Raw genomic sequence first — 13,201 nt, forward strand, 5'->3', positions numbered from 1 at the left:
CAAGAAAGATAGCAATAAATAGAACTATTACAGGTTCTAATCAGCTTTGGGAAGCTGATGTAAAGTATGGCTATATAGCTAGTAGTAAAAAGTTTTTTTATATTTTATCTATCATTGATGTATTTGACAGAAGTATTATAGATTATCATATTGGTTTAAGTTGTACTGCAAAAGATGCAAAAGCAACTTTGATAAATGCATTGATAAAAAGAAATTTGTTATCTAGTAAAACTAAGCCAATTATACGTACTGACAATGGTTCACAATTTGTAAGCAATATATTCAAATATACTTGTGAAAAACTTAATATGCATCATGAGCAAATTCCTGTTAAGACACCAAATAAGAATGCTCATATTGAATCTTTTCATAACCTGCTTCAGAATGAATGCTTAAGATATTTTAGTTTTACAAGTTTCAAAGAAGCTTATAAAGAAGTTATGAAATATATTGATTACTATAATAATATAAGAATTCATTCAGCTATTGGTTATATGACACCTATGGAATTTTATAGAGAAAACTCAAGCAATATTAAGAAAAAGTTAGTTGTTAGAGTTTAATTGTCCAAATTTAAGGGGTCAAACCGAATGCCTTTTAATCGCAAATTCCATTTTTCTTAAAAAATTCTATAGATTTAATTTGCCTCTCTTTATTACGAGCATACTTAGCTGCAACCATAGGCACCCTTAGCCTTTTTAACTTAAATGTATCTATAAACTCTTCTTGAGTAAGAATTTTACTTTCTCTTAAAAAAATATATTTATCTCTTTTTAAATAAACTTGCCAACATTGATGTGGTGATGGAATCATATTGATTAATTCTTGTTCAAATTCTGTTAATTGATCTTTTACTATAAAAAAATTTTCTTCCCATTATAGGTAGTCATCCACCACCCATTACTGAATGAAATATTCCCATTCGATAAAAATTGATTGTAAAAAAGCTGTTCAGTTACATATCCTTCAAGTAATGTGTGTTTGTCTTTTAACAATTGTTGAACTGCTATTTTCTCATTATCAAAAATATTATCCATAATAATGCTCTCCTAATTCCAATTCAAAAAAATAAATTAATTCAAGTTTGTCCGTATTTTTTGTATTATAAACTCACTTTTCAAAATTGTTCTAATGAATCTATTCGTGTTCTTTCTCTCATTCTTATATTAAAATTTTAAATAATTTTTTATTGAATTTATAGCAATCTATTATTTAAAAATCTGTAATTTCTAATTATATTAGATAATGTTCACTTGCTTTTTTTATATTAAAAATGGATCTACAAGTTTAACACATAATTCATTTACTAATAACTGTAACTACTAATTCTATAACTACTACAATTTTTAAATTCTATTATTACAGTTAATTTCCAATAATAGATTTATAGAGTATTCTATATCATTTTAACATATATAAGTGTTTTGTTTTTATATAATTAAGCAACCCCTTTCTGCATAAATGAACTTAACTCAAAAATACTTTTCACATTTATATTCATTAATTTAAATTAATTATGATAAATAACTAGTCGTTTTCTCTACTCGACCAAGGAAACATATCAAAACAATAAAAACCCCGCAATCACTTGCGGGAACTTACTTTCTAACTGTGTTTTCTTTTAATCAATACTACTGGCTCCACATGCATAGTTATTGTATTTTGGATTAAAAGAAAACACCTCATGAATATTTCTACATATGAGGTGTTCAATCCTGATGTCCCATTTGTTTTGTAATTTGTGAATTTGTAAATCCTGACTCATTAATTTTCAAACTATCAAAAGCTCTGAGATTTCATTTCGGTCTTCCTAATTGCATATATTGCTATGTTAACTAAAAAGCATGTAATTATCAATGCTATACTGAGTATTAGCATGTTAGGTTTCCTCAAAAGAATGCTTCTAATTAGCTCTACAAAATAGGTTAAGGGATTAATTTTTGATATGATATTTACATATAATGGAACATTATCTAACGAATAAAATATTGGGGCTGTAAACGTTATAGGTAAAATTATAATACTTATTAATAAATCACGTTGATGATAATTTTTTACTATCATAGCTAATACTATTCCTAAAGAAGTCCAAAATAAAATAGCTATATAAGATAATACATATGCAATTAAAATGGTTTTTATCGAATATTTTACTAAAAACATAATAAAAGATAATAATATAATAATTGTGCTTTGTAAAGTGAAAACCACAAATGGATATATAGACATTCCTAATATATATGTCAGAGGAGATACACCATTTAGTAACTTCAAACCTAAGAGCCCCCATTGCTTGTCTATAATTGCTCTAAATAAAGAATGCGATAAAAAATTAGTCATAAATATACAAATTAACCCTGGAACTACATAATCTAAATATTGAACATTAAGACCATTATATGTAACCTCTTTCCCAATTAACGACTTAATACCTACCGCAAAAAATAGTAAATAAACCATTGGATTAGTCAACTTTGCAATAAAATCTCCTTTTCTTCCCGATACTGCCCGAAATTCTAAATAAACTACTACTAACAATTTTCTGAAATCTAGCATTTTACTAGTTCTATATTTTGAAATATTTATTGTATTATCCATTGTATGCCTCCTTATTTATAAATAAATATACATCTTCTAGTGATAAATCATCTATTTTTGTTTGTGTTATCTTAACATCATCATTAAGAATATTAAGAATAGTTGTAATCGGAAACTCATCTATCATAATAATTTGCAAAGGTTTAATATTTCTTACAATTTTACATTTGGATTTAATTTTTCGTAAAACTTCCTCTGAGATTTTTCCTTCATATTCAATATAATATTTATTAAATTTGCCATACTTCTTCTTAAAATCATTCATATTTGAGTAAGTAATCATATTCCTTTTTGATAGAAAAATAATACTATCACAATAGTTTTCTAATAAGGATAATTGATGAGACGATATTATTACAGTTTTTCCCTCACTATGAGCTTTTTCTCTAAGAAATGATAATACTTCTATACTTGACGTTAAATCCATTCCTACTATAGGTTCATCAAGAATCATAATCTTAGGGTCATGTACAATAGCTCTTGCTACTTGCACTCGTTGCTGTTGACCTCCTGATAAAGTTTCAACCCCTACATCTTTCTTGGAGTACAAACCAAATTTTTCAAGAATGAAAGAAGTATCTTTTCTTGCTTTAGATAACTTATTCCCTGCTAATAGAGAACCCATTAAAACATTATCATATACATCTAAATACCAATCAAAATCGATAAGTTTTGTGTACAAAATCCAATATTATTAAATTCTCTATTGCCAAGATACTCTTTGTTATAATGGATTGTGCCTGTTGTAGGTATTAACAAACCAACTAACATGTTTATTAATGTAGATTTGCCAGCACCATTTTCTCCAGCTAGTAAAATCATTTTTCCTTTTGGAATATCTAATGTTATATTTTTAACTCCCCATTCACCATTCTTATACCTTTTTGATATATCTTTAATACTAATTACTGTAGTCATATATCCTCCTTCTTTCTTATAAATCTTATTTTGTATTAAATATCTATTCTTTCTTATGAAATCAGCTTCTGTATAACCATAATATTAAATGCTTTTAATTAGCTATTCATTTTATATCAATATAAACTAATATTATCTTCAATTCGTAATATGAAAAATCAAATTTATCTATGCTATACTAAAGCTAAAATAGGTTCAAAGAGTGATTGAATTCCTTCACTACAAGAACTATACAATTTTATAAATTCAAGAAAATTGAAAATTAAAAATACCTATCTCTATAAATTATTACTTTCTTTTCTTTCTTTACATACATACTTCTTTATAGACACTAGTAAACTCTTTTTGGCACACTTTTACCCTTCTTCTGTGTTTTTGTATAGTTGAAAATACATATATTCTATCAATAACATAACTATATGGAATACTATAAAGTTGTATTTTATACTTTTAAAATCTTCTAATTCCCAAAATACTTTTATTTGTCTATAATCTTCTTCTATTTCTGGTCTTAATTCATATGTCTTTATTATTTGCTTTGCTGTCTTGTCTGTATCTGTTGTTAAAAATACAAAGTATTCTTTTTTCTTTTTATCATACACCACACATACATTTATTTTTATATCTTCATCAGGTTTATCACTCTGCCAAAACCTTTCTACAGCTTTAATTAATTGTATTTCTTGTTTTTTTCTACTCTTTGTAGGATGCTTGTGCCATTTTCCTTCTTCTTTTGCTATTTCTACTGCTTGTTTGTATATATCCATATTTTTCTTTGCTGGTACATATACATCTACTTTCCTTTTTTAGCTTGTTTACTATTTCTCTTGATATAAACCCTCTGTCATTTATTAGTATATCTCCCTCTTTTAATACTTTGCTTTTTAATATTAAGTCCCTACATAATTCTAAATCATGTATTTTCATTGAACCAATTACTGTCTCTTCTATTATTCCACTATTGTCCAATAATCCCCTTAAACTTCCTATCTTTATATCTCTTTCTGTATCCCATATATTCCATCCTATTTCTGATAATAATTCTGCATCTGTTATAGCATATGGTATATCTGTTAAACTTGTTTTTATCTTCATCTTTGCTGCAATTGATAAAACTTAAAAGTTAATATTTAACCATAAACTTGTACAAGCTATTTTTAGCATATACAAAATATAGCTGTAGATCAATCACCTTTTTTCTAGTATTTTCTACATTATTCTACAATTCACTTCACTAGAGGAAAATTGAATAATAATAGTATCCTGAATCCGTGATACAGGAAAATAATTATAAAAATAGTACAATTCAACCAGAATATATTTTAAAAAAGGTGCGCTATCCCTAGGGACTAGTATAATTGTAAATTTATTCAGCAAATATGCATATTTAAAGATAATATTAAAGTTTCTTTGATTTTCTTATGTTTTGCTTGCAAAGTTATATCTGTAATAAAATATTTCATATAAATTTTTTATAAGCTCGAACCATTTGCATCATCTACCAAACTCTATAAAATGTCTTCTAGCATGTTTGATCAGTTTTTCAGCCATCAAAACTATATCCCTTATTACTGATTTAAGCCTTCTTCTATGAATTTTTTTCTTAGTTGGAGCATTAGAGCCATTTAGACTACTTTACCCAATGAAATGTAATATATTGTATGCAAAGATTCCTAACGCATTAATCTCCAATGTTTTAAGTAGGCTTCTCTTATTTTATCACTTTCTACAAAGGCCTCAATCACAATGAGGTTTACCAAAATATACTATATCCACAACATATACAGAGTATTTTTTATGATATAATATTTTTAAAGATTGAAAAAAGGGGTGAAAGCTTTGAATTCGACTGAAACAAAGATAATTGCAAGATATTCTGAAACAGATCAGATGGGTATAATATATCATGCAAACTATTTTATTTGGTTTGATGTAGCTCGTACAGATTATTTAAAGAAACAAGGAGTAAATTACAGACAAATGGAGGAAAATGGTATATTACTTCCTGTAATTGAAGCAAACTGCAAATATAAAGTATCTGTAAAGTATGACGATGAGATTATTGTAAAGACACGTATAAGTGAATTAAGCCGAACAAGAATAAAGTTTTATTACAAAATATATAGAGAGGATATTTTTATAGCAGAAGGTTTTACTGAACATGTATTTTTAAGCAAAGAAAAAAACAAGGTAGTAAATTTAAAAAAAGAGAGAAAAGATTTATTTGAAAAACTTTTTAATATATATAATAGTTAGAATATCAAATGTACTTTAAATAGTGATTTTATTCTAGCAATAAATTTATGTTCTTTGGAACCCATTAATTTTAATAGGATAATTATTATATGTTAGGAGGTAAATATGTTTTTTAAATTAATTTTGCTTTTTACAATAACCCCGATAATCGAATTATTTATACTAATACAATTGTCGAAAATAACTAGTGTATGGACTACTATTGGAATCGTATTGGCTACAGGTATAATAGGTGCATATCTTGCTAAAAGTGAAGGTAAGTTAGTTTTAAGTAGAATCAGAACTGAACTAAACTATGGAAGAATACCTGGCAATGAACTTCTAAACGGACTCTGTATTTTGATAGGTGGTGCATTATTATTAACTCCTGGTTTAATAACCGATACATTAGGTTTTGTATTAGTAATACCGGGTACAAGAGAGATATTTAAAAGTATTTTAAAGAAAAAGTTTAAAAAAATGATTGAATCAGGAAATATATATTTTTACTTTAGAAGGTAAGGGGGATTTTGAATGCACAAAAGAAGGCTGGGAAAAACCAATTTTGAAGTTTCTATAATAGGTTTTGGGGGAATTCCGATTCAAAAGGTAAGCAAAGAAGAAGCAATAGAACTAATTATGACTGCAAATAAACAAGGGATAAACTTTATAGATACTGCCAGAGGATATGGAAAAAGTGAAGAGCTAATAGGTTACGGTATTGAAAAATGTGGAAGAGATAAATTTATAATAGCGACTAAATCACCGGTTAGAGATTATGAAGGAATGAAAAAAGAAATAGAAACTAGTTTAAAAGCATTGAGAACTGATTTTATTGATTTATATCAATTGCATTTGGTTAGAACAGAAGAACAATATAAAATGGTTATGAGTGAAAATGGTGCATTAAGAGCTTTAAAAGAAGCGAAATCTAAAGGACTTATAAAGGAAATAGGAATTACAAGCCATGATGTTTCTATATTAGGAAAAGCTATTGAAACTGGAGAGTTTGCTACTATTCAGTTTCCATATAGTCCAGTTGAGAGACAAGGTGAAAAATTATTTGAAAGAGCTAATAAGCTAGATATAGGAGTAATTATTATGAAACCTGTAGCAGGTGGGGCAATAAAAAATGTTACTCTTTCATTAAGGTTTATAATAGAAAATCCTAACATTTCAGTAGTAATTCCAGGAATGGATAAAATAAATCAGGTTATTGAAAACAGTAGTGTAGGAAAAGATGTAAAACCTTTAACCGATGAAGAAAGAACAGTTTTAATGAAGGAAGCAGAAGAATTAGGCAGCGAATTTTGTAGAAGATGCGGATATTGTGCTCCATGTCCTCAAGGCATAGATATACCTACTCAATTTGTACTAGAAGGCTACTATTTAAGATATGATTTAAAAGACTGGGCTAAAGAGAGATATCAAAAATTACAGTATAAAGCTAGTGATTGTATTGAATGTGGGCAATGTGAACCTAAATGTCCTTATAATTTACCTATAAGACAGATGCTTAAACGTGTATCAAAAAATCTTGGTGATGATTAGAAAAATAAAATCTTGTTAATAATATATAGATAGTTTGGTATAATAAGGGCATACTGATTCTAATTTATCGGCACACCATAGGTGTGTCTTCTTTTTGATTATATTTGGGAAGGAGTTAAGGGATGAGCGTAATTAAATTAAATGAAATATATGAAGTAAAAATAGAAGATATTAATCATAAGGGACAGGGAGTAGCTAAAATAGAAGGGTTTACAGTATTTATAGATGGAGGATTACCAGGAGATAAATGTAAAGTTAAACTAGTTAATATTAAGAAAAATTATGGAGTTGGAGAAATTGTAAGTATAATAGAACCTTCAACAAAGAGAGTTATACCTAAATGTAAAATTAGTTATGCTTGTGGGGGTTGTCAAATACAAGGACTTGATTATCAAGAGCAATTAAAAATAAAAACTAATAAGGTTAAAAATGATATTAAAAAGATTGGACATTTAGAAGATGTTTTAATACATGATACTTTAGGTATGGATAACCCTTACAGATATAGAAATAAAGCACAATTCCCTGTAGGAAGAAGAAATAAGAAGATAGCAATAGGTTTTTATAAAAGAGGAAGCCATGAAATCGTTGATACTAATTCATGTATTATACAACATGAAGTAAATGACAAGGTAATAAAGTTAATTAAAGCATATATGAAAACATATAACATAAAGCCTTACGATGAAAAAACAGGAACGGGTTTAATTAGACATATACTCACAAAAACTGCATTTAAAACAGGAGATGTAATGGTTGTTATTATAACAAATGGTGAAAAACTACCATATAAAGATAAACTAATTGAAATTCTTAAAAGCAATATAACAAATTTAAAGAGTGTAATACAGAATATAAATACCAAAAAAACTAATGTTATTTTAGGGGATAAAACTAATGTGTTATTTGGCACAAAAAAAATTATAGATTATATAGGAGATTTAAAATTTAATATATCAGCAAAATCATTTTTTCAAGTAAATCCAGTGCAAACAGAAGTGCTTTATAACAAGGCTTTAGAGTATGCAAAACTTGAAGGAAATGAAATAGTATTTGATTTATACTGTGGCATAGGAACAATCTCGCTATTTTTAGCCCAAAAAGCAAAAAAAGTGTATGGAATTGAGGTTGTAAAGGAAGCTATAGTTGATGCTATGGAAAACGCTAGGATAAATGGTATTGAAAATGTTGAGTTTTATGAAGGTACAGCAGAAGAAATATTCCCAAAGCTATATAATCATGGTATAAAGGCAGATGTAGTTGTAGTTGATCCACCTAGAAAAGGGTGCGACAAAAAAGTATTAGATACAATAGTTAAAATGTCGCCTAAAAGAGTCGTTTATGTATCGTGCAATCCATCTACATTGGCAAGAGATTTAAAATATTTAGATGAAAAAGGATACAAAACTATTGAAATACAGCCAGTAGACATGTTTCCACATACCATGCATATAGAAACGGTGGTGTTGATAGAAAAGAAATAACTTGATCTCAAAGGTTTTGAAGGTTTTTAACTAAATATAGATGTGTATTTTATGTTCCTTCAGACTAAATGTAAAGCCAATAGAAAAATTTGATATAGATTTATTCTTTAGTATTAAGTATTATTGAAAATATGACGGTGTTTGAAGGGAAGAAGATAATAGTAAAACATAACATTATATTATATAACTTTCTGTCATTTTATTTCGGAAAATATTTAAAATGAAATTATTGACAAATTTAGAATGAGAGTTATAATGATACTATACATTAGCAAATGGAAATAATTAATATACCCTGATACTATTATTTCTATAGTTTTCTACAGGAGAGGAGAGCTAATTTAGATATTTATGAATATAAAATATATTATTTAAACGTAGTATGTGTAAATAGTGTATCATCTGGTGACTTATTAAACTTTGGCGAAAAGTATTAATTCTAATATTTTCATAATATAGAGTTAATAAATACAATAAACTAAAAAAGGAGGTGGTAGATTGATTCCTACTCAATTTGGAATTATTGACAAGATAGATAAAAATAAGAGATATATTGAATATGAACCAGAAAAGTATAATTGTGTAACAATTGATGATGATATTTATATTGATGATTGGTGGGAAGAATTAACCAAAATGAAAACATATGTAGGTGGTGATTTGAATAAACCTAGTGTGGCTTTAGATCGACTTGGAGTTACATTAATACCACCTGAATCATTACCAATATTTGAAACTATAGTTTCTAATGATCCCAGAATTAAACAAGATTATAGTCTTATGGAATTGTTGAAACTAATCAGAAAAGCAAAACAAGAGAATAAATATATGATTCATTTTGGTGTTTAATGCTAACTGGATTTATGTCAGTAATTAGACAAAAATTAAGCTTATTATTATTGCTAAACAGAAACAAAAAATATTATAAATATGATAATTTTGACAACACTCAAACATAAACCAACAAAATCTTTTATTAAGAAGGAGTATTTTATGAAATTAAATAATAAGTTAATTTTAACATGTCTTGCTGTTATATTAGTTCTGACATTCATTGTTTTCAAATATTTGAATGATAATAAAGCTAAAAAAATATTCAATTCACCTATATCTTCCATACAGTTGCAAAAAGGAATTGATGGAAATTTAATAACAATTAAAGAAGATAATCAAATTAATTCATTTATAAAAGACTTAAAGTTTGATAAATGGAAGTTGATTAAAAATTGGGAATATAAAAGCCTTCCCGAAATTTATATATTTGTTCATCAAAATGAAAAAAGATATGATATAGGTTTTTACCTAATAAATAAAAATGTTTATTGTAGTATTACCTATAAAACGGTAAATAGATATTATAAAGTTCCGAATGATGTATATGAAAAAATTATAAAACACTTTTGAATATAACCCCTTGTAAATTATAATGGTTATAATAGCTTTGATAATATGGATTTTGTAAATGGCGGTCCTATAAAATATACGGGTGATTCAACTAAAAAAAGTAGTGGAATAAAACCACTACTTTTTATAACACATAGAAAATTATATTTCTAATTTTATAAAATATAATTTTTGTAATGTGTTTCAAAAAAGTCTACCTTGAAAATATTTTAATAGAAGACTTTTTTATAATACCTGTGTCTTTCCTTTATATACTAAACCTCTTATACAATCTACTGTTACAGTTTCTCCGTCTTTTAGTTCTTTAGTTGCATTTTCTGCTCCTACTATTACAGGTTTTCCTATATTAATACCAACAATAGCAGCATGTGAAGTCAACCCACCTTTTTCTGTTATAACGGCAGCTGCTCTTTCCATATATTTAACCATTTCTTTATCAGTATTCACTGTAACTAATATATCTCCATCATTAAATTTCTTTTCAGCTTCTTCTGCATTTTCCGCTATACATACTTTACCGATTGCTGTCTTATTACCTATACCAGTACCCTTTAATACTACATCTCCTACTATGTGTACTTTTATTAAGTTTGTACTACCAGCTACTCCTACAGGAACTCCAGCTGTGATAACTACTAAATCACCATTATTTATTAATCCTTTTTCAAGTGCTTTTCTTACAGATACCTCTATTACTTCATCAGTTGACCCTGAATGCTGAGCATATATCGGATATACTCCCCAAACTACAGCCAATCTTCTCATAACTTGCTTATCTGGTGTAGCCGCAATAATCGGAGCACTTGGTCTGAATTTCGATACAGCTTTTGCTGTATATCCTGATGAAGTTGCTGTTATAATTGCTGTAGCTCCTAAATCTTCAGCTGTTGCACAAGTCGCATGACTTATCGCATTTGTAATTGTAATATCTTTACCTACTGTTTTTGATCTTAAAATCGCTTTGTAATCAAGTGATGCCTCTGTTCTCTTAGCTATATTAGCCATTGTTTTAACTGCTTCTACAGGATATTTACCTGCCGCAGTTTCACCTGATAGCATTATTGCATCAGTTCCATCCATAATAGCATTTGCTACGTCAGTAGTCTCTGCTCTTGTAGGTCTTGGGTTTCTTATCATTGAATCTAGCATTTGAGTTGCTGTAATTACAGGCTTACCTAATTCATTACATTTTCTAATAATCATTTTTTGTACTAATGGCACTTCTTCTGTTGGTATTTCGACTCCAAGGTCTCCCCTTGCAACCATTATACCATCAGATACCTCTAGAATTTCATCTATATTGTCTACACCTTCTTGATTCTCTATTTTCGAAATAATCTGTATATGTTCGGCATTATTCTCTTCTAAAATCTTTCTTATCTCTATAACATCTGCAGCCTTTCTAATAAATGAAGCAGCTATAAAATCTATTCCATTTTCAATACCAAATTCTATATCTTTTATATCTTTTTCAGTTATAGCAGGAAGATTTACTTTTACTCCCGGTACGTTAACCCCTTTTTTATTCTTAATTGTTCCAGCATTTTTTACAATACATTTTATATCAGTACCATCTATAATATCTACAACTTCTAAACCAATTAATCCGTCATCTATAAGTATAGTATCGCCTTTTTTCACATCATTAGGCAATCCCTTATAAGTAATACTACAGATTTTATCGTTTCCTAAAACGTCTCTTGTTGTAAGAGTAAATTCCTGACCTTCCTTTAATTCCTCTACTCCTCTTTCAAAGTTGCCAGTTCTAATCTCTGGCCCTTTAGTATCTAACATGATAGCCACTGGCATATCTAATTCTTCTCTTAATTTCTTAACTAAGTCTATTCTTCTTTTATGCTCTTCATGATCGCCATGTGAAAAATTTAATCTAACAACATTAAGACCATTTAAAATAAGTTGTCTTAAAACCTCTTCTTTTTCTGATGAAGGCCCTATCGTACAAACTATTTTTGTGCGCTTCATTTATATAACCTCCTGTCATTATATTGAAAGTATCTTAGTTAAATTATACATACCTTTATCAAAATCTTTTTCTAATGAAAGTGCTTCATCAATATCCATATCAAATAACTCATTTCCCTTAACGCCTATCACTCTAGCTGATTTACCTTCTAATAATAATTCTACAGCTTTAGCTCCCATTTTACTTGCTAAAATCCTATCGAAAGCTGTTGGACTTCCTCCTCTTTGAATATGTCCTAATACAGTAACTCTAGTTTCTATACCCGTTTTTTCCTGAATCTCTTGACCTAATTCATAAGCCTTACCTACACCTTCTGCTAATATAATTATACTGTGTAGTTTACCTCTATTCCTTCCTTGAATTAATCTCTTACATACGTCATCTATATTAAAACCTTCTTCAGGTACAATTACACTTTCTGCTCCTCCGGCAAGTCCTGAATATAAAGCTATGTCTCCACAATGTCTACCCATAACCTCTACTATTACTGCTCTACCGTGAGAAGTTGATGTATCTCTTATTTTACTAATAGCATCTAAAACTGTATTAACAGCTGTATCAAAACCTATTGTATAATCAGTATAACCTAAATCATTGTCTATAGTACCCGGAATACCAATTGTAGGAATACCTAGCTCACTTAATTTTTTCGCTCCCTGGAATGAACCATCTCCACCTATAACTACTAAACCTTCAATCCCGAAAACTTTTAAAACTGTAAGTGCTTTCTTTCTACCTTCTTCAGTCTTAAATTCTTCACATCTTGCTGTTCTTAATATAGTTCCACCTCTATGTATAATGTCTGCTACGGATGATAAGTTCATCTCCTCAATATTACCGCTAATAAGCCCATTATATCCTTGCTTTACTCCCATTACCTTAAGTCCATTATATATTGCTGTTCTCACAACTGCTCTAACGGCAGCATTCATACCAGGAGCATCTCCGCCACTTGTTAAAACGCCTATAGTTTTCATTTCTATTACCTCCTCACTTTTCTACCATCATGGTCATAAAATGTCCCATA

16 protein-coding genes are annotated in these 13,201 nt (G+C 28.4%); 7 read left to right on the forward strand and 9 right to left on the reverse strand.

Annotation, left to right across the window (positions count from 1 at the left end; all coding sequences use genetic code 11):
• Nucleotides 1–563, forward strand: a 563-nt coding sequence (locus BUB51_RS00020) for an integrase core domain-containing protein (RefSeq protein WP_073194330.1), incomplete at its 5' end; no start/stop codon positions are given.
• 34 nt (nucleotides 564–597) lie between these two features.
• On the opposite strand, the gene BUB51_RS00025 is transcribed toward BUB51_RS00020, so the two are convergent.
• The 7 genes from BUB51_RS00025 to BUB51_RS00055 all read right to left on the reverse strand — a co-directional run bounded on the left by BUB51_RS00025 (nucleotide 598) and on the right by BUB51_RS00055 (nucleotide 4,611).
• Nucleotides 598–813, reverse strand: a complete 216-nt coding sequence (locus BUB51_RS00025; RefSeq protein ID WP_073194333.1) for a hypothetical protein — start codon at nucleotides 811–813, stop codon at nucleotides 598–600.
• A 41-nt stretch (nucleotides 814–854) separates the two neighbouring features.
• The gene (locus BUB51_RS00030; RefSeq protein ID WP_073194335.1) at nucleotides 855–1,037 is read right to left on the reverse strand and encodes a hypothetical protein; all 183 of its coding nucleotides are present in this window, start codon (nucleotides 1,035–1,037) and stop codon (nucleotides 855–857) included.
• 742 nt (nucleotides 1,038–1,779) lie between these two features.
• Nucleotides 1,780–2,598 (reverse strand): ABC transporter permease, encoded by an 819-nt coding sequence (locus BUB51_RS00035; RefSeq protein WP_073194340.1) that lies wholly within the window; start codon nucleotides 2,596–2,598, stop codon nucleotides 1,780–1,782.
• Nucleotides 2,591–3,280: an ATP-binding cassette domain-containing protein gene (locus tag BUB51_RS00040; protein WP_073194343.1), complete on the reverse strand. Its 690-nt coding sequence runs from the start codon at nucleotides 3,278–3,280 to the stop codon at nucleotides 2,591–2,593. Before BUB51_RS00040 ends, BUB51_RS00035 begins: the two co-directional genes overlap by 8 nt.
• On the reverse strand, nucleotides 3,244–3,516 hold the full coding sequence (locus BUB51_RS13525; protein WP_073194345.1) for an ATP-binding cassette domain-containing protein: 273 nt from the start codon (nucleotides 3,514–3,516) through the stop codon (nucleotides 3,244–3,246). The genes BUB51_RS00040 and BUB51_RS13525 overlap by 37 nt, the downstream gene beginning before the upstream one ends.
• Before the next feature lie 356 nt (nucleotides 3,517–3,872).
• On the reverse strand, nucleotides 3,873–4,283 hold the full coding sequence (locus tag BUB51_RS00050) for a transposase (RefSeq protein ID WP_143153522.1): 411 nt from the start codon (nucleotides 4,281–4,283) through the stop codon (nucleotides 3,873–3,875).
• On the reverse strand, nucleotides 4,210–4,611 hold the full coding sequence (locus tag BUB51_RS00055; RefSeq protein WP_073194348.1) for a hypothetical protein: 402 nt from the start codon (nucleotides 4,609–4,611) through the stop codon (nucleotides 4,210–4,212). The genes BUB51_RS00050 and BUB51_RS00055 overlap by 74 nt, the downstream gene beginning before the upstream one ends.
• Nucleotides 4,612–5,355: 744 nt before the next feature.
• Here BUB51_RS00055 and BUB51_RS00060 point away from each other — a divergent pair.
• From BUB51_RS00060 to BUB51_RS00085, 6 genes are all read left to right on the forward strand, one after another.
• Nucleotides 5,356–5,772, forward strand: a complete 417-nt coding sequence (locus tag BUB51_RS00060; RefSeq protein ID WP_035164049.1) for an acyl-CoA thioesterase — start codon at nucleotides 5,356–5,358, stop codon at nucleotides 5,770–5,772.
• A gap of 105 nt (nucleotides 5,773–5,877) precedes the next feature.
• Nucleotides 5,878–6,273: an FxsA family protein gene (locus BUB51_RS00065; protein WP_035164048.1), complete on the forward strand. Its 396-nt coding sequence runs from the start codon at nucleotides 5,878–5,880 to the stop codon at nucleotides 6,271–6,273.
• A gap of 12 nt (nucleotides 6,274–6,285) precedes the next feature.
• The gene (locus BUB51_RS00070; protein ID WP_073194351.1) at nucleotides 6,286–7,302 is read left to right on the forward strand and encodes an aldo/keto reductase; all 1,017 of its coding nucleotides are present in this window, start codon (nucleotides 6,286–6,288) and stop codon (nucleotides 7,300–7,302) included.
• A gap of 122 nt (nucleotides 7,303–7,424) precedes the next feature.
• The gene (gene rlmD, locus BUB51_RS00075) at nucleotides 7,425–8,786 is read left to right on the forward strand and encodes a 23S rRNA (uracil(1939)-C(5))-methyltransferase RlmD (RefSeq protein ID WP_073194354.1); all 1,362 of its coding nucleotides are present in this window, start codon (nucleotides 7,425–7,427) and stop codon (nucleotides 8,784–8,786) included.
• Between the two features lie 498 nt (nucleotides 8,787–9,284).
• Nucleotides 9,285–9,635, forward strand: coding sequence for a hypothetical protein (locus tag BUB51_RS00080; RefSeq protein WP_073194357.1), 351 nt, complete (start codon nucleotides 9,285–9,287; stop codon nucleotides 9,633–9,635).
• Nucleotides 9,636–9,779: 144 nt separating this feature from the next.
• Entirely contained in the window at nucleotides 9,780–10,190 is a 411-nt protein-coding gene (locus BUB51_RS00085) for a hypothetical protein (protein WP_035162931.1), read from the forward strand.
• A 225-nt stretch (nucleotides 10,191–10,415) separates the two neighbouring features.
• On the opposite strand, the gene pyk is transcribed toward BUB51_RS00085, so the two are convergent.
• Entirely contained in the window at nucleotides 10,416–12,173 is a 1,758-nt protein-coding gene (gene pyk, locus BUB51_RS00090; protein ID WP_035162930.1) for a pyruvate kinase, read from the reverse strand.
• A gap of 18 nt (nucleotides 12,174–12,191) precedes the next feature.
• Nucleotides 12,192–13,151 carry a 6-phosphofructokinase gene (pfkA, locus tag BUB51_RS00095; RefSeq protein WP_035162929.1) on the reverse strand — a complete coding sequence of 320 codons (960 nt, stop codon included), beginning with the start codon at nucleotides 13,149–13,151 and terminating at the stop codon, nucleotides 12,192–12,194.
• Nucleotides 13,152–13,201 lie beyond the last annotated feature (50 nt).

This window comes from Caloranaerobacter azorensis DSM 13643, assembly GCF_900129995.1.
Lineage (GTDB): Bacteria > Bacillota > Clostridia > Tissierellales > Thermohalobacteraceae > Caloranaerobacter > Caloranaerobacter azorensis.

Excerpts from the sequence above, each read along its gene's own strand:
- BUB51_RS00025 (WP_073194333.1), bottom strand. The coding sequence starts at position 813 with ATGATTCCATCACCACATCAATGTTGGCAAGTTTATTTAAAAAGAGAT.
- BUB51_RS00030 (WP_073194335.1), bottom strand. The coding sequence starts at position 1,037 with ATGGATAATATTTTTGATAATGAGAAAATAGCAGTTCAACAATTGTTA.
- BUB51_RS00035 (WP_073194340.1), bottom strand. The coding sequence starts at position 2,598 with ATGGATAATACAATAAATATTTCAAAATATAGAACTAGTAAAATGCTA.
- BUB51_RS13525 (WP_073194345.1), bottom strand. The coding sequence starts at position 3,516 with ATGACTACAGTAATTAGTATTAAAGATATATCAAAAAGGTATAAGAAT.
- BUB51_RS00050 (WP_143153522.1), bottom strand. The coding sequence starts at position 4,283 with ATGGATATATACAAACAAGCAGTAGAAATAGCAAAAGAAGAAGGAAAA.
- BUB51_RS00055 (WP_073194348.1), bottom strand. The coding sequence starts at position 4,611 with ATGAAGATAAAAACAAGTTTAACAGATATACCATATGCTATAACAGAT.
- BUB51_RS00065 (WP_035164048.1), top strand. The coding sequence starts at position 5,878 with ATGTTTTTTAAATTAATTTTGCTTTTTACAATAACCCCGATAATCGAA.
- BUB51_RS00070 (WP_073194351.1), top strand. The coding sequence starts at position 6,286 with ATGCACAAAAGAAGGCTGGGAAAAACCAATTTTGAAGTTTCTATAATA.
- rlmD (WP_073194354.1), top strand. The coding sequence starts at position 7,425 with ATGAGCGTAATTAAATTAAATGAAATATATGAAGTAAAAATAGAAGAT.
- BUB51_RS00085 (WP_035162931.1), top strand. The coding sequence starts at position 9,780 with ATGAAATTAAATAATAAGTTAATTTTAACATGTCTTGCTGTTATATTA.
- pyk (WP_035162930.1), bottom strand. The coding sequence starts at position 12,173 with ATGAAGCGCACAAAAATAGTTTGTACGATAGGGCCTTCATCAGAAAAA.
- pfkA (WP_035162929.1), bottom strand. The coding sequence starts at position 13,151 with ATGAAAACTATAGGCGTTTTAACAAGTGGCGGAGATGCTCCTGGTATG.